13 protein-coding genes are annotated in these 17,698 nt (G+C 42.5%); 4 read left to right on the top strand and 9 right to left on the bottom strand.

Going from position 1 to position 17,698, the window contains the following annotated elements; genetic code table 11:
- Positions 1 to 96 precede the first annotated feature (96 nt).
- From PYW33_RS07515 to PYW33_RS07505, 3 genes are read right to left on the bottom strand one after another with little or no spacing between them, the layout of a single operon-like run.
- Complete coding sequence (locus PYW33_RS07515; protein ID WP_004646962.1) at positions 97 to 1,308, bottom strand: 3-oxoadipyl-CoA thiolase; 1,212 nt, start codon at positions 1,306 to 1,308, stop codon at positions 97 to 99.
- 25 nt (positions 1,309 to 1,333) lie between these two features.
- On the bottom strand, positions 1,334 to 2,854 hold the full coding sequence (locus PYW33_RS07510; RefSeq protein WP_004646964.1) for a 3-hydroxyacyl-CoA dehydrogenase: 1,521 nt from the start codon (positions 2,852 to 2,854) through the stop codon (positions 1,334 to 1,336).
- A 2-nt stretch (positions 2,855 to 2,856) separates the two neighbouring features.
- Entirely contained in the window at positions 2,857 to 3,630 is a 774-nt protein-coding gene (locus PYW33_RS07505) for an enoyl-CoA hydratase (protein WP_004646965.1), read from the bottom strand.
- 456 nt (positions 3,631 to 4,086) lie between these two features.
- On the opposite strand from PYW33_RS07505, the gene PYW33_RS07500 reads away from it, so the two are divergent.
- From PYW33_RS07500 to PYW33_RS07490, 3 genes are all read left to right on the top strand, one after another.
- Complete coding sequence (locus PYW33_RS07500; RefSeq protein ID WP_004280309.1) at positions 4,087 to 5,385, top strand: MFS transporter; 1,299 nt, start codon at positions 4,087 to 4,089, stop codon at positions 5,383 to 5,385.
- Between the two features lie 117 nt (positions 5,386 to 5,502).
- Positions 5,503 to 6,768, top strand: coding sequence for a DcaP family trimeric outer membrane transporter (locus PYW33_RS07495; RefSeq protein ID WP_004646966.1), 1,266 nt, complete (start codon positions 5,503 to 5,505; stop codon positions 6,766 to 6,768).
- Positions 6,769 to 6,785: 17 nt separating this feature from the next.
- On the top strand, positions 6,786 to 7,985 hold the full coding sequence (locus PYW33_RS07490; protein WP_004646967.1) for an MFS transporter: 1,200 nt from the start codon (positions 6,786 to 6,788) through the stop codon (positions 7,983 to 7,985).
- Positions 7,986 to 8,157: 172 nt separating this feature from the next.
- Here PYW33_RS07490 and PYW33_RS07485 read toward each other — a convergent pair whose 3' ends face one another.
- The 6 genes from PYW33_RS07485 to PYW33_RS07460 all read right to left on the bottom strand — a co-directional run bounded on the left by PYW33_RS07485 (position 8,158) and on the right by PYW33_RS07460 (position 16,235).
- Complete coding sequence (locus PYW33_RS07485; RefSeq protein WP_016806740.1) at positions 8,158 to 10,737, bottom strand: bifunctional diguanylate cyclase/phosphodiesterase; 2,580 nt, start codon at positions 10,735 to 10,737, stop codon at positions 8,158 to 8,160.
- 206 nt (positions 10,738 to 10,943) lie between these two features.
- Positions 10,944 to 11,603 carry a 3-oxoacid CoA-transferase subunit B gene (locus PYW33_RS07480; protein ID WP_004646970.1) on the bottom strand — a complete coding sequence of 220 codons (660 nt, stop codon included), beginning with the start codon at positions 11,601 to 11,603 and terminating at the stop codon, positions 10,944 to 10,946.
- Positions 11,603 to 12,274, bottom strand: coding sequence for a 3-oxoacid CoA-transferase subunit A (locus PYW33_RS07475; RefSeq protein WP_004646971.1), 672 nt, complete (start codon positions 12,272 to 12,274; stop codon positions 11,603 to 11,605). Before PYW33_RS07475 ends, PYW33_RS07480 begins: the two co-directional genes overlap by 1 nt.
- Positions 12,275 to 12,314: 40 nt before the next feature.
- Complete coding sequence (locus PYW33_RS07470) at positions 12,315 to 13,595, bottom strand: MFS transporter (protein WP_004646972.1); 1,281 nt, start codon at positions 13,593 to 13,595, stop codon at positions 12,315 to 12,317.
- A gap of 254 nt (positions 13,596 to 13,849) precedes the next feature.
- Positions 13,850 to 15,049: an acyl-CoA dehydrogenase gene (locus PYW33_RS07465; protein WP_004646973.1), complete on the bottom strand. Its 1,200-nt coding sequence runs from the start codon at positions 15,047 to 15,049 to the stop codon at positions 13,850 to 13,852.
- A 31-nt stretch (positions 15,050 to 15,080) separates the two neighbouring features.
- Entirely contained in the window at positions 15,081 to 16,235 is a 1,155-nt protein-coding gene (locus PYW33_RS07460) for an acyl-CoA dehydrogenase family protein (protein WP_004280318.1), read from the bottom strand.
- 503 nt (positions 16,236 to 16,738) lie between these two features.
- Here PYW33_RS07460 and PYW33_RS07455 point away from each other — a divergent pair.
- Positions 16,739 to 17,575 (top strand): IclR family transcriptional regulator, encoded by an 837-nt coding sequence (locus tag PYW33_RS07455; protein ID WP_004280319.1) that lies wholly within the window; start codon positions 16,739 to 16,741, stop codon positions 17,573 to 17,575.
- Positions 17,576 to 17,698 lie beyond the last annotated feature (123 nt).

Raw genomic sequence — 17,698 nt, 5'->3', positions numbered from 1 at the left:
CTGTATGTGCAGGGATTTTTTTATTTTTAAAAAAATCCCAATAAAAAATGCCATGCATATCATATATACATGGCATTAAGGCGATTACTTAAGCTGTTATGCAGCTTCAGGGTTTTCAATCACCATCGCCAAGCCTTGACCCAGACCGATACACAGACTAATCACGGCATATTTTTTACCGGTACGCTGTAACTGACGTGCAACGGTTAAAGCCAAACGCGCACCCGAACAGCCCAGTGGATGACCAATGGCAATCGCACCACCATTTGGATTAACACGCGGATCATCCAAAGCGACATCCAGACCTTTCAGGCAAGATAATACCTGACTGGCAAAGGCTTCATTAATCTCGATGATATCCATATCGTCTAGCGTCAAACCAGCACGTTGTACTGCCTTTTTAATCGCTTCAATTGGGCCTGCACCCATGATGCGTGGCTCAATGCCAGCGGCTGCAGAAGACAGGATACGAGCCAAAGGTTTTAAGCCATACTGTTCCTGAACTTTTTCACTGCCGATAATCAGTGCTGCAGCGCCGTCATTGATTCCTGATGCATTACCCGCTGTTACTACACCACCTTCAAATAGCGGTTTTAACTTGGATAAAGCTTCAAATGTTGAAGATGCACGTGGATGCTCATCCTCAGTAATTTGTTTAGGCGGCAATTTGCGTCCTTGAGAAACTTCAATCGGGGTAATTTCACCTTCAAAGAAACCTGCCTCTTTCGCTGCCTGATATTTTGCCTGTGATGCAGCGGCAAAGGTGTCAGCCTGTTCACGGCTAATACCGAATTCTTCAGCCACGTTATCACCTGTTTCAGGCATACTGTGCGCGCCAAACTGATCCGTAAATTTACGGTTCGGGAAACGGGTACCAATCGTGGTGTCATAAATTTTGGCATCACGTGAATAAGCACTTTCTGCTTTGCCCATCACAAAAGGCGCGCGGGTCATACTTTCTACGCCACCAGCAATGTACAACTCGCCTTCGCCTGCAGTGATGGCACGTGCCGAATCAATCACAGCACCGAGACCTGATGCACATAAGCGGTTTACCGTCTGCCCCGGAACTGTTACCGGCATACCCGCTAACAATGCTGCAAAACGTGCCACATTACGGCTGTCTTCACCGGCCTGATTGGTACTCCCAAAGATTACATCTTCTACATCTGCTGCCGGAATACCGGTTTTTTCCAGCAGGTTTTTAATTACGGTCGCTGCCAGATCATCTGGACGTACGCTTGCCAGACTTCCTGCATGACGACCGATTGGTGAACGTAAACCATCATAAATATATGCATTTAACATGAGTGTTATTCCTTTAACTTTTTAATTAATGTGTTGTATGAACAAGTGGTAGACCAAGCTGAACACGGCGACGCAACCAAGGACTTGGACGGTAACGCTGGTCACGGGTAATCGCAGTCATGCGATCCAGAATTTTCAGGATTTTTTCAGCTCCCAGCACATCCCCCCACTCAATTGGGCCATATGGATAGCCAAGGCCTAATTTCACCGCGATATTGATATCTTCCACCGTTGCAACGCCTTGCTGGGCAATATCACAGCCGAGATTCACAATCATTGCCAAAGCACGTTGAGCCACAAAGCCGACGCTTTCCTGAATTACACTGGCGGTCACACCATCCAGATTGAAAATCGATTGGGCTGCTTTTATCAGTTCAGCTTTGGTCACAAACGTTGGCATTAAAGTACGGTGTTTATTCAGACCGTAAAGCAGATCAATACAGACTACTTGCTGCGGAGACACCTGATAGCGGACTGCTGCTGAAGTTGCATCTTCGCCATAAGTGGCAATCAGAATTAAAGCATTTGCTGAAGGTGCTTCTGTTTGCTCGATCTGAATATTGAACTGCTGCAGATATTGCTCAAGCGCCTGACGGTCTTCGCTATATTCTGTACCTAACCAAACCGATGGATATTGATCCAGCTTTTCAACCAAGGTTGGAGCCACATCACCTACTTTGCTACCCGAAGTGTAATCATAAAAACCTTTACCGGTTTTACGACCTAACTGCTTGGCAATAAAACGCTGACGGGTAATCACGCTTGGACGGTAACGTGCTTCTTCATAATACTGATGATAAATCGATTCACTCACCGGGTGCGAGACATCCATACCGGTCAGATCACCTAATTCAAACGGCCCCATCTTGAAACCGATTCCGTCACGGTAGATCCTGTCAATATCATAAAATGGTGTGACATTTTCATTCAGAATTGCATAGGCTTCGCTACCAAAAGCACGGCCGGCATGGTTAATGATAAACCCTGGCGTATCTTTAGCTTTGACCGGACGATGGCCCATTTTAGTCGAGAGCTGGGTTAATGCTTCAATAATGTCAGCACGGGTGTTAAAGCCTTCAATCACTTCGACCACTTTCATGAGTGGGACCGGATTAAAGAAGTGATAACCGGCAACACGTTCTGGCTGCTCACAGTTGGCAGCGATTGCACTGATCGACAATGAAGAGGTATTGGATGCCAGAATCGCTTCTGGTTTTATCATTCCTTCCAGTTGCTGCATCAGTTTTTGCTTGATTTCCAGATTTTCAATAATCGCTTCAACAATCAAGTCACAATCTTTCAAGTCTTCTAGCTGCTGCGCAGTCGACAGATGAGAAATATCTTCAGCGGCTTTTTCATGGCTGAATTTTCCTTTATCTGCCAAGGTATTTAATGTTTTGGCCAGTTTGTCCTGTGCCTGTTCGGCTGCCCCTTCTTTGGCATCAAACAGTACCACATCATGACCAGACTGAATCGCGATCTGGGCAATACCTGCACCCATCGTGCCTACACCAATAATGCCGATTTTCTGAATCCGAATACTCATGCTTATCGTCCCTGATAATTTGGTTTACGTTTTTCAATAAAGGCTTGCATACCTTCTTTTTGATCTTCTGAAGAAAACAGCATCTGGAAAGATTTACGTTCCAGCATTAATCCGGCATTTAATGGCACATCTTCAGCCAGTAAAGCCACTTCCTTGATTTGTTCAAGCGCAATTGGCGGCATTTTTGCCAGACCTTCAGCCATCTTGATTGCTGTTGCAAGGGTTTCGCTGTCTTCCGTTACTTGAGACACTAGGCCAATCTGATAAGCTTCCGGCGCTGGTATCAGACAACCCGTCATGATGATACGCATCGCATGGAATTTACCCACGGCACGGAATAATCGCTGGGTACCACCGGCACCCGGCATGACACCCACTTTCACTTCAGGCTGACCAAACTGGGCGCTTTTCCCGGCAATAATAATATCTGCATGCATCGCCAGTTCACAGCCACCACCAAGTGCATAACCGTTTACAGCTGCAATCACCGGTTTTGAACACTGTGCAATCGCCTGCCAGTAACGTTCAGTCCGGCGCTGCATCATTTGAATGGTTTCTGCATTGGCCAGTTCTTTAAGATCGGCACCTGCTGCGAAATCTGTTTCACCACCGGTAAGAATAATGGCACGTACATTTTCATCGTCATTCAGTTGCAAAAATGCCGCCGCAAGTTTCTGGCGAACTTCTGTATTCAGGGCATTTTTCGCTTCTGGTCGATGAATTTTAACCATCGCTACATGTGCTGAAACTTGTTCTACTTGAACGACCTGTTCCATTAAAATCTCCATTTATTTTGTATAGCGAAATTTTATTTTATATAAAACTAAGGTTTCTCAAGCTATAAATCAAGGATTTTTAACTCCAGAATTCAAAAAAGTTATTTTTTACTAAAAATAGAGTAAAAACTCTTGTTCAGATGGTTATTTTGTGATTAATTGATTTCGCAATACGGAATTAAATATTTTAAATGCAATCTGATTATCCATTTAAATGAATAATCACCATAGGGCAGAACTTAAAATTAATTTACGAAATCAAATTTTCCAGCAATGAGATGATTTTGATTTAGCGTAATAAAGTGAAAAATCGAATGTAGCCTGATAATAAATACAGCGGCTGTAGCGTTCAGGAGCAAGTCTGTTAAATCAGGAAAACTATGTTTCCGTGAGGAAGAAAAATGGATTTAGCGGTAGCAGAGGAAATGCTACTTTTAATATATAGAGGATATAAGAATGACAAGCGATACCATCGTAACAGGAGACAATAAAACCGATGTCTCCTCCACGGATACCATTAAACAGGCACCAAAACGTCTTTGGATGACGGCTTTTATCTTTGCTTTTCTGATTTTGCTCTGTGACGGTGCAGATATCGGGATTCTGGCTTTTAGTCTGACCAGTCTGAAAGCTGAATGGGGCCTGACTTCTGTACAGGCGGGTGCCTTGGGAAGTTATTCTCTTTTAGGTATGGGGATCGGAGGCTTTATTGGTGGATGGGCATGCGACAAATTTGGACGTGTCCGCGTCATTGTACTGGCCACCATCGCCTTCTCGATCTTGTCAGCCTACTCAGGTTTTGCTCAGTCTTATACTGAATTTGCAATTTTACGTACTCTTTCTTGCTTGGGTTTAGGCTGTTTATATATTGCCTGTAATACTCTGATGTCAGAATACGTACCGACCAAATACCGTACTACTGTACTGGCAACATTGATGACTGGTTTCACTTTAGGTTCATTGGTGATTACCATGATTTCAGGCTGGATTATTCCTGAGTTCGGCTGGCGTATGCTGTACTGGATCACAATTGCTCCATTAGCTTTGGGTATCCTGATGCACTTTATGGTGCCAGAGCCAGAATCATGGAAACGTGTCCGTGAAATGAAAAGAACTGGTCAGATTGTGGATAACGATACCAAAAAAGGTAATCCATACATCACCATTCTTAAAGATAAAACTCATGGCAAGATGTTCATCTTGTGGTCTTTCAGCTCCGGTTTCCTGTTATTTGGTTACTTCGGTGTAAGTAACTGGTTGCCAAGTTATCTTGAAGCTGAATTAGGCATTAAGTTTAAAGAAATGGCACTGTATATGGTGGGTACATTCATCACCATGATTTTTGCCAAAATCATTGCAGGTTATGTTGCTGATAAAATTGGTCGCCGTATTGTGTTTGCTTTCGGCACCATGGGAACAGCGCTATTTATCCCTGTCGTGGTGTATATGCATAATGCCGATAACATTGGCGTACTGATGCTAATCTTCGGCTTCCTGTACGGTATTCCATATGCCATCAATGCAACCTATCTAACCGAAAGTTTCCCGACTGGTGTTCGTGGTACAGCGGTGGGCGGTGCATTCAATATTGGTCGTATCGGTGCAATCTTTGCGCCAATTACGATTGGTTATCTGGCGATGCATGGTTCGATCGGTACAGGTCTGTTGGTAATGGGTGCAGCATATTTCCTATGCGGTTTGATTCCTGCCCTGTTTATTAAAGACCGTTTATACGATCCGCAAAAAGCAGAATAAACCCTACTTCGGAAGGCAGGTCAAATCGCTGCCTTCCTCACTTCAAATATTTACAACACGTCAGTATAGAAAGGTCTCCTTTCATTCAGGATTAAAAATTTCTTTAGGGATTAAGAAATGAAAAAATTAGTTTTAGCGACATTATGTGGTATTGCTTCAGCACAGGCATTTTCAGCAGAAGCTTCTGAAGACCGTATGCAATTTCTTGAGTCACAGTTAAAGCAAATCCAGGCAGAACTAGAACAACAAAAAGCCGCGCAACTTGCATTAAAGAACCAGCAGGAACAAGCCAAAGCGCAAGACTCTAAAACGCTGAGTTCAATGGTAGATAATGTCGATGTTTATGGCTTGATCCGCTTTGATGGTGCAGTCGATTTCAAAAGTACTACTGAAGCCCGTGGCCGTACCATTAACCAGATTAATAAAGTACCTTTTACTGAACCGGATTCTGTACGTTCCGATTTTACTGCGGCTGCCAGCCGGATTGGTTTCCTGGCCAAAGATCTAGGAGGCAATCCGAATGTTTCTGCTCGTTTAGAAGCCGACTTCTGGACCAACAATGGTAAAGGCGATGGTGGATTACGTATCCGTCATGCACACTTAAAATACTATAACTGGACGTTTGGTCAGGCCTGGTCATTGATGTCAACACCAGAGATTAGCACTGAAGCTGTCGACTACAGCTTGTTCCTGGGTGGATCAGTCTTACGTACACCTCAGGTGAGCTATGCTTTCAAACTTGATCCGGAAAATACCTGGAATGTCGGTCTGGAGTACATGGCCGGTGGCGATCGTTCTTCTGCCTTACCTGCCTTAAGCACTAAATATGTTCATCAATCAGGCCCTCTTCATTTATTAGCTCAAGGCTTTGTCAATCAAAAGCAAGCGCAAACAGATACAGGTGATATTGAAAAAGTTGGCTGGGGTGTGGGCGTTGGTGGACGTTACCGTTTAGATGATCAAAACTCAATTCAGGGGAACTATTTCCATATGGTCGGTGATCAGCGTATTGCAGCTTTCTTGACTCAAGGTTCAACAACCGATGGTGCTGCCTGGGGTGGCGATTATTCAGTCGATCCAATCAATAATGAACTTTTATTGAATGAGTTCAATAGTATAAATATTGGCTTCACGCATAAATTTACGCCGAAACTACGTAGTAGTATTAATGCCAGCGTGGTTGATTTTGATGATTCTAGCGATTATGCCAAAGCCAATCCGGAAACCAATAAGCGCTTAACCGACTATGTGGCTAACGTGATCTATTCTCCTGTTCCAAAGATTAATTTGGGTGCAGAATATCATCATGGCAAGCGTGAAACCTTTGACAATAAGGAAGCAGATATTTCGCGTATCAACCTCTCTGCCAACTATAGTTTTTAAAGCCTCAGGAGACAAGGATGTCAGCCCAAGGGCAAATTTCACGCCGTTTCATGTTCATGATGGCAATGACCTGCGCACTCTGCGCAGGTTGTAACTATTTTAACCAGCCCTTGATTTATTCTATTGCAGAGGATCTGCAGATCAGTGTGGCTCAGTCTGGCTGGACTGTAGTACTGACCCAGATTGGCTATGCCACCGGATTATTTTTGTTTGTCCCTTTGGGTGACTTGTTCGAAAAACGGTTGTATATCTGCAGTTTGATGTTCTGTACCGGATTGGCGCTTATTGGGCTTTCAGCCAGTACCAATCTGCATATGTTGTATGGCTTTACCCTGCTCGCCTCTTTTTGTTCGATCACCACCCAGATTCTGATTCCTTTTGCCGCCAGCCTGTCGCAGCGTGATAAAAGTGCCGAAGTCGTTGGCCTACTCATGAGTGGTGTTCTGGTGGGTATTCTGTTTGCCCGTACCGTGGCCGGACTGATTTCTACTTTATGGTCCTGGCATGCGGTGTACTTGTTTAGTGGTTGTGCAATTCTTCTGCTGAGTCTGGCCATGTGGTTCCAGTTACCAAGCGCTAAGAGCCAGTTGCAGATGAATATATTGCAAATTTATCGCTCACTATTTACCTTTGCACGCACAGAACCCATGCTGATCCGGCGTAGTATGATCGGAGGTTTGGGTTTTGGCATGCTGAGTATTATCTTTACTACCATGACTTTTATTCTGGCTGAAGCACCTTATCATTTTAATGATTTCCAGATTGGCCTCATGGGCATTGTGGGGGTGGTCGGCATCTGGTCCTCTCAGTGGACCGGTAAAATGATTGGCAGGCATCGGGAAAAATGGATTGCGCATCTGGCTACGTGCGGACTGATTCTGGCCTGGATTCCTTTATTCTTTGCCCAGAATTATTTATGGATTTATATCTTGGGCTTAATTCTGGCTTATTTTGGAATTTCCTGTTTGCATGTCTTGAACCAGAATCTGGTCTATCGAATTTCAATGCAGGCTCGCTCGCGGATTAATGCCATCTATATGACCTGTTATTTTTCAGGTGCCGGTCTGGGTGCATTTTTATCGCTGCATTTATGGAAAAGCTATGGCTGGTCTGCCTGCGTCATTTTAGGTTTTATTTTTGCCGTGTTGATCTTTTTGATTAACTATTATGATTTAAACCAAGAAAGAAATTTAGCCAATATTCAGCCTGAGCCTTAGATACTGTTAAAAACCTTTGGGGTTAAAAGCTTATTTTTTTATCCCGCTTTCTGTACCGAGCATAAATTATAGAGATGATACGCTGATAAAATAGAAAAATTCTTTAAGCCTGTTTAACGTTTCCTTTCTATCTGAAGAGCGGTTGAAAATATTGATATCTTAACTTTTAGAGTTAATTCAATTTACTATTTTCCATTGCGAGATAAACAGGCTTCAATTCAGTTAAAGGTGCAGGTTTTGCATAAAAGAAGCCTTGTAGCAGATCACAACCCTGTTGATAGAGTAAACTGGCTTGACTTACGGTTTCGACCCCTTCCGCGACAACTTCCAGATCCAGCTGATGGGCTAGATGAATAATCGATTGCACAATTGCAGCATCCTGACCATCGAGGGTCAGCTCTTCAATAAAACTACGGTCTAACTTGATTTGATTAATCGGCAAGCGACGCAGATAACTGAGACTCGAATAACCTGTGCCAAAGTCATCAATGGCGACCTGTACACCTAAAGCACGCACTGCTTTCAAAATTTCTATGGTTCGATCTGCACCATTAATGATGACACCTTCCGTGATTTCAATTTTAAGTAATTCCGGCGGTAATTGACTGAGTTCAAGTGCATGTTCAAGCACCTGCAAAAAGCCTGCTCTACGGAATTGCAAAGGAGAAATATTCACCGATACCGTGATCTGGCTATTGTGTGTCTTGTTCCACTCGGCAATATCTAAACAGGCCTTTTCCAATACCCATTGACCTACACTAATAATTTGCCCAGTTCTTTCTGCAAGTGGAATAAAAATCGCTGGGGAAATATAACCCTGCTGTGGATGGCACCAACGGATTAAAGCTTCTACACCTGTTACCAGTCCAGTTTCAGGATGAACCAGCGGCTGATAGAACAGGTCAAAATTTTCCTGATTGATCGCTTCCATGAGTTCCAGACGCAGATTGGTATAGTCTATTTCTGCGACAGGCTGCATTCTGGTTTTTTCATACCACTGCCACATATTACGACCTTGTCTTTTGGCTTCCTGCATCGCCAAAACAGACTGGTAGATCAATTCAGAAGAATGATGGATCGAACTGTCATCTGCCACAATACCAATACTGGCACTTAAATGTATTTTGTACTGATCAACAATAAACAGCATGGAAAGAAGATCAAGAATTTCTCCGGCGATCGCCTCGACTTCAGTATGCTCATCTGTCCCTGAGAGCAGCAAAATAAATTCATCTTCAGCGAAGCGGCATAGCACATTATTGCCTTGAACAAATTTTTGCAGCCGCTCGCCTACAATTTTGAGAATCTGGTCACCCACCAGATGACCTAAGCTGTCATTGATATTTTTAAAATCATCCAGATCTATATACAGCAAGACTAAAGGTTGTGAGCTCTCGTGCTGTGCTTCAAAAATATTTTCCAGAATCTGTTTGAATGCATACTGGTTCGGTAAACCGGTTAAATGGTCATGGGTATGCTGATGCTGAATATATTCTTCGTGAATACGTTGCTGGGTAATATCTTCCTGAATCCCCAAAAAATGGGTGCAGGTTCCTGTCTGGTCAAAAATAGGACCTATAGTTAAACGATTCCAGAACCAGCTACCATCTTTACAGTAACTTTTTATAGTCACCTGAATTTCTTTTTGTTCTTTGACCGCTTGCTTGAGTAATGCAATCTGATCCGGATCAGTATCTGGACCCTGTAAGAAAAAACAGCTTTGTCCTAATACTTCTGCTGCTGTATAACCGGTGAGCTTTAGAAAAGCCGGATTTACATACACCATTAGCCTTTCTTCAGAGACATCGGTAATAAAAAGACTATTCGGACTGGCCTCTACCCCCCGTTTTAATAATCGTAGAGACTCCTTGTTTTCACGCGATACAGTAATATCTCGGGCAATGCCAATAATACCGGTGACTTTCTGATTTTGAATAATCGGTAAATTGGTCAGATCCAGCCATAAGATATCGCCTGCAACATTATAAATTGGAAGTTCATAATGTTGAGATTTACCTTGCGCCGCTTCTGAAAATGAAACGTTAGCAAGTTCATGGAATTCGGGCGGTATGAAGGCACAATAGTGCTGACCATGAATTTGCGCTTTAGAAAAACCTGTAATTTCTTCGCAAGCAATATTGGTATTAAGCACATGTCCCTGTAGGTCAAGTTCAAAAATAATATCTGGATGATAGGTATAAAATGAGCTGTATTTTTCATTAAGCTCATGTCTTTTTTGGCGTTCCTGATCAAGCTCAATTGCCAGAGCAACTAATTTTGCCGCTTGTTGTAAAAGCTGAATATGATGCTCAGTCGGTATTTTTGGTGTTCGATAATAGGTAGCAAACGTTCCGTACAGAATATCTGAAGCATTAATAATCGGCATAGACCAGCAACTAGACAATTTTTCTGCATTTACCAAAGCACGATAAGGCTGCCAGTTTGGGTCTTTCATTAAATTCGGACTAATGACCAACTGACGTAAAAAGGCAGCTACGCCACACGATCCTTGATTTGGCCCAATTTTCAAATCTTGAATAGCATTACAGTACTCTTTTGAGAAGTGTTGTTTACCACTTATGATATTTAAAGTTTGTGTGTCATCCTTATAGAGCATAATGGTGACAAGCGCATCTGGAATACGCGATTCAAGCCACTGGCTAATGACATCGAGGATAGGTTTAAGTTCAGTATGGCGACCAATCAAATTAAAAATATGAAAAATTTCTTGATCATCACAATTATTATTCATTCAGACTATCACCTTCCTTAGCTTGTTAACATTTTAGACTTATTATTCAAATAATCATTAGCAAAAGTTTGTATTTATATCTTTAAAATGCGGAAATATGGTCAATATTACGTGTATTTGATAATAATTCTAAAATTTAAAAATCACAGCCGAAGCTGTGATCTAAAACTATACTTTTACTCAATCAGAATATTGCGGACTTATTTTTAGGCTGCTTGTTGACGACTGTCCACTAATTTACAGCCAGTCTGCCGTTGCAATTCTTCAAAACTTAAACCATCCACTATTTCAATAACCTGAGCCTGGTTGTCTTTTAATTCAATCACACAGAGATCGGTATAAATACGGTTGACACAATGTTTACCTGTTAGAGGATAAGTCAGTTCTTCAACAATTTTTGCTTCACCGTTTTTAGTCACATGTTCCATGCAAACATAAACACAGCGAGCACCCACCGCCAGATCCATCGCACCGCCTACAGCAGGTACAGCATCAGCATTACCGGTATGCCAGTTCGCCAAATCACCATTAATAGCCACCTGGAAAGCCCCCATGATACAGATATCCAGATGCCCGCCTCGCATGATATCGAAAGAGTCGGCAGAATTCATAAAACTGCCACCTTGCAACATGCTTACGAGTTCTTTGCCGGCGTTAATCAGATCATCATCTGCCTGTTCAGGATCACTCAATGCAGCAAAACCTAAAACGCCATTTTCCGAGTGTAGAATTACTCCTTGTTCAGGTTTTAAATAACCTGCTACGCGTGTCGGTAAACCAATACCCAAATTTACAAAAGAGCCGGTTGGAATGTCTTGTGCAACTTTAGCTACAATCTGTTCACGACTACGTTTTTGAATATTCATTATTTAATATCTCCAACCTTGACCACATGCTGTACAAAAATTCCTGGCGTTACAATGATCTCTGGATCAAGTTCTCCCAGTTCCACAACTTGATGGACTTGTGCAATGGTGGTTTTTGCTGCTTTGGCCATGATCGGACCAAAATTCCGTGCTGCCTTACGGTAGGTCAAGTTGCCCCACTGATCTGCCTGATTGGCATAAACCAAGGCATAATCAGCATGTATCGGATATTCCAGCACATAATCTTTTCCATTGATATTACGGGTTTCTTTACCCTCAGCTATTTTGGTACCAAAACCGGTTGGAGTAAAAACAGCCCCTAAGCCAGCACCGGCTGCCTGAATACGGCAGGCCAGATTACCCTGTGGTACCAGTTCTAGCTCAACTTTTCCTGCTTTATACAAATCTTCAAATACTGTTGAGTTATTGGCCCGCGGGAATGAACAGATCATTTTTTTGACCAGTCCGGACAATAGCAGATTGGTTAGACCACGATCTCCGGAAGCAGCATTGTTGTTAATAATGGTTAAGTCTCTAGGACCCAAGTCAATTAATGCTTCGATTAATTCTACCGGTTGACCTGCCAGGCCAAAACCACTGGTCATAATGTGTGCACCATCAGGAATTTGCTTAAGTACCGTCTCGATATCCTGCGTGATTTTATTCATCATATTGCTTCCTAGCATGTTCTATCTATATTACGAGTGCAGATTAATCTGCCTTTTGTGGATCAAATAAGCGGTCTTTAATAAAGAAAGCGGGTATCAGGCCGCAAAGAAAATAGGCAATGCCCATAATCAGTAAGCCGGTACCAATTGAGCCTCCTTGAGCAAAATAGCCAATGGTAAGAGGTGCAAACACCGCACCCAGTCGGCCTACGTTATATGCCCCACCCACTGCTGTTCCACGCACTTTGGTGGAGAAGCTTTCTGTCATGTAAGTCGCATTAATACCGTATGGAATACCATAGAGAAAACCGAAAAATAACATCAGCCAGAGGATATTATCCGGCGTATTACCAAAGACAATCACAGGGATAAAAATTGCAGTACCCATAGTGCCGAAAGCAAATACCGCACGACGGCCAATCCGGTCAGCGATAAAACCAGCAATAACTTTGGTACACATCATGATCAGGAAAGTCCCGATCATATACATGGTCATTTCTTTAAACTTGATTCCCAGATCAGTCTCTAAATACGCCGGTAGCCAGTTGCTGACTCCATAATATCCAAACTGTAAAAATGCGGTACTGAAGGACCAGAGGATAAACATGCGACGGCTAAGTGCATCTTCAAAAATCATTTTAAAAGTATTTTTTGGTTTTTCCTGCAGAATACCACTGGCTTTTGCATCCAGGCGTGCTTTACGCGCATCTAACCAGGCTTTCGGCTCAGGCACCAAGAAGTACATCGCGAAGGCCAGTACAATTGGAATAATGGCAATATAATAGAGGTATCGCCAGCCAAATTCAGGCAATAGCCATCCAGCCAGAACAGTTGCGACCACCGAGCCTAAAGTCCAGCCAGTCATAAGCGTTGCCAATACTGTAGAGCGATATTTGGTGGGTACATACTCTGCCATGAGTGTGTTACAGGCAATATATAGAGCACCTAGTCCAATCGCAGACGTAAAGCGCAGCCATTTGAACTGATCATAACTTTCTACGAATCCTAACCAGAAGGTTAATGAAGAAAATAATGCAATGGCAATGACGATCACACGAACCCGGCCAAAACGGTCACAAGCCCAGCCACCAAAAAAACCGCCGATAGCCATGCCTGCAAGCGTCCAGCTCCCTAAGGCACCGGCCTGCATATTACTTAATGAAAACTCTTGTTTCAGACTGGTCAGACTGTAGGCTAATAACGCAATATCAGCACCATCAACCAATAATGCTAAAAATGAGAAAATAAAGGCCAGAATCCAGACTCTTTGCTTGGGTTCGTTTCCACCTTCCACTGGGTGTTGTTGTGAACTGATCGTATCCATAATGCTCTTTCTACTTTTCGGCACTCCTGTGCCTTTTTAAAACGCATATTTCACTTAATTATTTAGGTGAAATATAGAATATTCGCTGATCATTACCACGCTTTAGCAAGGTGGTATAAAATGATTTTCAAAGTTCTTGATAAATTTTCTCTGCAGAAATCACGTAGCAATACATTGAATGATGTGATTAAGCACAATTCTTAAACCCGTAAAACAATCTAGCCAGCAATGCTGGCTAGAAGTTGATGTCAGGTTTAGTTGCAAAAGGCTGCAATTCCGGTTTGTGCACGACCTAAAATCAGGGCATGTACATCATGGGTACCTTCATAGGTATTTACCACTTCCAGATTAACCAGATGACGGGCTACACCGAATTCATCGCTAATGCCATTTCCACCCATCATGTCACGGGCCAAACGGGCAATATCCAGTGCCTTGCCGCAGTTGTTGCGCTTGATCAGTGATGTACCTTCAACTGAAGCAATGCCTTCATCCTTCATGCGGCCAAAACGTAAAGCCACCTGCAAACCGAGTGCAATTTCAGTTTGCATATCTGCCAGTTTCTTCTGGATCAGCTGATTCGCAGCGAGTGGTCGACCAAACTGTTTACGGTCCATGGTGTATTGATGTGCGGTATGCCAGCAGAACTCTGCAGCTCCCATGGCACCCCAGGCAATCCCGTAACGTGCACTATTCAAGCAGGTAAAAGGTCCTTTTAAACCGCGAACTTCCGGAAATGCATTTTCTTCTGGAACAAAGACGTTATCCATTACAATTTCACCGGTGATTGAGGCACGTAGACCCACCTTGCCGTGAATCGTTGGAGCAGAAAGCCCTTCCCAGCCTTTTTCTAAAATAAAGCCACGAATGTCACCGATATTACCTTCGGCAGAAACTTCTTTGGCCCAAACTACAAATACATCGGCAATCGGACTATTGGTAATCCACATTTTTGCGCCAGTTAAACGGTAACCACCCTCGACTTTTTTAGCACGGCTAATCATGCTGCCCGGATCCGAACCATGATCCGGCTCGGTCAAGCCGAAGCAACCAATATATTCACCGGTTGCTAATTTTGGTAAATACTTCTGCTTTTGCTCTTCAGAACCAAATTCATTAATGGGTACCATCACCAGAGAGCTTTGTACGCTGGCCATTGAACGGTAACCTGAATCGACACGTTCAACTTCACGAGCAATCAGACCATAACTGACATAATTTAAACCTGCACCGCCGTACTGTTCCGGAATGGTTGGACCGAGTAAACCCAGTTCTCCCATTTCACGGAAAATAGCCGGATCGGTTTTTTCATGACGGAACTGTTCCAGTACACGCGGCATCAGTTTGTCTTGACAGTACGCTGCCGCTGCATCGCGAATCATGCGCTCTTCTGATGTCAGTTGCTGTTCTATTAAAAACGGGTCTTGCCAATCAAATCTAATTTTTGTCGTCATTTTAATATTTCCTTATTTTAAAATTATGAGATTAGGCGGTTGCTTGTTTAATCATTTCACGCGCAATAATAATTTGCTGGATTTGTGTGGTTCCTTCATATAAACGGAACAGACGCACATCACGGTAGAAACGTTCAATTGAATATTCACTGATATAACCCGCTCCACCATGAATCTGCAAACAGCGATCAGCAACTCGACCACACATTTCAGTTGCAAACATTTTGGCACAAGAGGCTTCAGTCGTAACATTTTGGCCAGCATCACGTAGACGCGCAGCATCCAGCACCATACATTTGGCTGCATAAATCTCGGCTTTGGAGTCTGCCAACATACCTTGGATTAGCTGGAAATTCGCAATGGGCTGGCCAAACTGTTTGCGCTCCACTGCATAGTTGAGTGCGTCTTCCAACATACGCTCAGCCATGCCGACGCTATAACCAGCAATGTGCAGACGGCCCTTATCCAGAACGCGCATTGCTGTTTTAAAGCCGATCCCTTCTACACCGCCAATCAGCTGATCTTTATGCACTTTACAGTTATCAAAAATTACATCACAGGTATAGGAACCATGTTGGCCCATTTTCTTGTCAATTTTACCTAGGCTTAAACCAGGTGTACCTGCTTCAACTAGAAATGCTGAAATACCGCTCGCACCTTTAATCTCTTGATTGGTACGTGCCATCACGGTAAATGTCGTGGCACGTGGTGCATTGGTGATGAAGCGTTTAGTTCCGTTTAAAATATAATAATCGCCGTCTTTGACTGCACTGGTTTTTAAAGCAGCAGCGTCTGAGCCGGAATCCGGTTCGGTCAAACAGAATGAACCAATAATTTCGCCCGTTGCATAACGCGGTAAATATTTCTGTTTTTGCTCTTCTGTACCGTCGATAATGATGCCGCTTGAGCCAATGCCGTTGTTAGTACCAATTAAAGAGCGAAAGGCAGCCGATGTATGGCCCAATTCCATCGCGACCAGAATTTCTTCTTCCATGGTAATGCCTAAACCACCATATTCTTCAGGAATCGTCAGGCCAAACAAGCCCAGCTCTTTCATCTGTTCCACAATATGTTCAGGAATGGCATTGTTCTCTTCTACTTCATGCTCAAGAGGCACCAGTTCATTTTTTACAAAATCGCGAATCGTTGACAGAAGTTGGTCTAGCATTTCCGGATCACGAATCATATGAATCTCCATGGATATAATTTAGGTAAATTCCTTTACCCTTATTTTTGTTTCGTATTACGAAATAAATAATCATATAAAATCATTTTGAGCAAGTGAAATTATTAAAAATTTTATATTTTAACTAAAAAATGAAATTTTTCTGGTATTCCAGTTGATTTGTGTTTAATATTTAATTTCACGATACGAAATATTTTGATGAGTGATTATTCTATTTATCAGTTTTTTTGAATAGATAATTAAACCTTTTTTCTTGCTGTAATATTTATCGATCACTGACTCTTTCGGAGAAATCGAAACTTTTTAAATGTATTGGCTACGTGTTAAACCTAAAAAACTAGATGATTTTATATTGTCTTCAAAGTTGGGTAACAGGATTCTTTTCGACCACAAATAATTTCGGCACTTTTTCCTATATTTTATCTTTTGTAGAAGTGTTTTATTTTGTATCGTGAAATTATGTTGCTATCATATTCATTAATTTAACTTTAATTGCCCTGACCATGACAAAAAATAAAACTGGTGAAATTCCCAACTTTGATGAAATCCGTTTAGATCCGATTTCACATATTCATAGAGAAAATAATCCTCAATTTATTGCGTCTATTGCGCGTGGATTGGAAATCTTACGTTGCTTTTCAGCGACCAATCAATTGCTTGGCAATCAGGAAATTGCACAATTAACCAACTTACCCAAGCCAACTGTGGCCCGTATTACCAGCACCCTGGTTTCTTTAGGTTATTTAAAACAACTACCGAATACCACGAAATATCTGTTGGATGTTGGCGTATTGGCTTTGGGTTATGCAGCTTTGAGTAATATTTCTGCGCGGACTCAGGCTTATCCGTTTATGGAAGAAATGTCCCGTTATTCCCAAGCCCCTGTGGCAATGGCTACCCGTGACCGTTTGAGCATGATTTATCTGGAAGTGGTACATACAGAATCGACGCTAACCATGCGCCGCCCTGTCGGTTCGACTTTACCGATTCATAGCAGTGCCATGGGACGGGCCTGTCTGGCAGCGATGGATGTGAAGGAACGCGAATATTTATTTGATGCCATCAAGAAAAGAAACGAAGATCAGTGGCCAACCATCAAGCGTAATCTGGAACGTGCAATCCGTGATTATCAGGATTATGGCTACTGTCTGTCTTTAGGTGACTGGGCTAAGGATGTGAATTCCGTGGCAGTTCCATTGGTTCACCCTAAACACGGGATATTAACGTTTAACTGTGGTGCTCCAAGTTATCTGTTAAATCAGGAAAAACTGGAAAATGAAATTGGGCCGCGTCTGATTCACATGGTGAACAATATTGCTATGAATCTCAATAATATATAAAAAAATTAATCATCAGAGCGACATTCAGTCGCTCTTCTTATTGAATACCCAATCTACACATCTTCTTCCTTTATCTATAATTTACAGCAAACCTTTTTAATACGGTGAAATAGATAAGATTTA

This window comes from Acinetobacter lwoffii, from assembly GCF_029024105.1.
Lineage (GTDB): Bacteria > Pseudomonadota > Gammaproteobacteria > Pseudomonadales > Moraxellaceae > Acinetobacter > Acinetobacter lwoffii.
Note: the sequence above shows the minus strand (reverse complement) of the source record. Positions and strands in the feature narration are given on the sequence as shown.

What these genes read in the sequence shown, in the direction of transcription:
- PYW33_RS07515 (WP_004646962.1), bottom strand. Translation starts at nt 1,308, where the DNA reads ATGTTAAATGCATATATTTATGATGGTTTACGTTCACCAATCGGTCGT.
- PYW33_RS07510 (WP_004646964.1), bottom strand. Translation starts at nt 2,854, where the DNA reads ATGAGTATTCGGATTCAGAAAATCGGCATTATTGGTGTAGGCACGATG.
- PYW33_RS07505 (WP_004646965.1), bottom strand. Translation starts at nt 3,630, where the DNA reads ATGGAACAGGTCGTTCAAGTAGAACAAGTTTCAGCACATGTAGCGATG.
- PYW33_RS07500 (WP_004280309.1), top strand. Translation starts at nt 4,087, where the DNA reads ATGACAAGCGATACCATCGTAACAGGAGACAATAAAACCGATGTCTCC.
- PYW33_RS07495 (WP_004646966.1), top strand. Translation starts at nt 5,503, where the DNA reads ATGAAAAAATTAGTTTTAGCGACATTATGTGGTATTGCTTCAGCACAG.
- PYW33_RS07490 (WP_004646967.1), top strand. Translation starts at nt 6,786, where the DNA reads ATGTCAGCCCAAGGGCAAATTTCACGCCGTTTCATGTTCATGATGGCA.
- PYW33_RS07485 (WP_016806740.1), bottom strand. Translation starts at nt 10,737, where the DNA reads ATGAATAATAATTGTGATGATCAAGAAATTTTTCATATTTTTAATTTG.
- PYW33_RS07480 (WP_004646970.1), bottom strand. Translation starts at nt 11,603, where the DNA reads ATGAATATTCAAAAACGTAGTCGTGAACAGATTGTAGCTAAAGTTGCA.
- PYW33_RS07475 (WP_004646971.1), bottom strand. Translation starts at nt 12,274, where the DNA reads ATGATGAATAAAATCACGCAGGATATCGAGACGGTACTTAAGCAAATT.
- PYW33_RS07470 (WP_004646972.1), bottom strand. Translation starts at nt 13,595, where the DNA reads ATGGATACGATCAGTTCACAACAACACCCAGTGGAAGGTGGAAACGAA.
- PYW33_RS07465 (WP_004646973.1), bottom strand. Translation starts at nt 15,049, where the DNA reads ATGACGACAAAAATTAGATTTGATTGGCAAGACCCGTTTTTAATAGAA.
- PYW33_RS07460 (WP_004280318.1), bottom strand. Translation starts at nt 16,235, where the DNA reads ATGATTCGTGATCCGGAAATGCTAGACCAACTTCTGTCAACGATTCGC.
- PYW33_RS07455 (WP_004280319.1), top strand. Translation starts at nt 16,739, where the DNA reads ATGACAAAAAATAAAACTGGTGAAATTCCCAACTTTGATGAAATCCGT.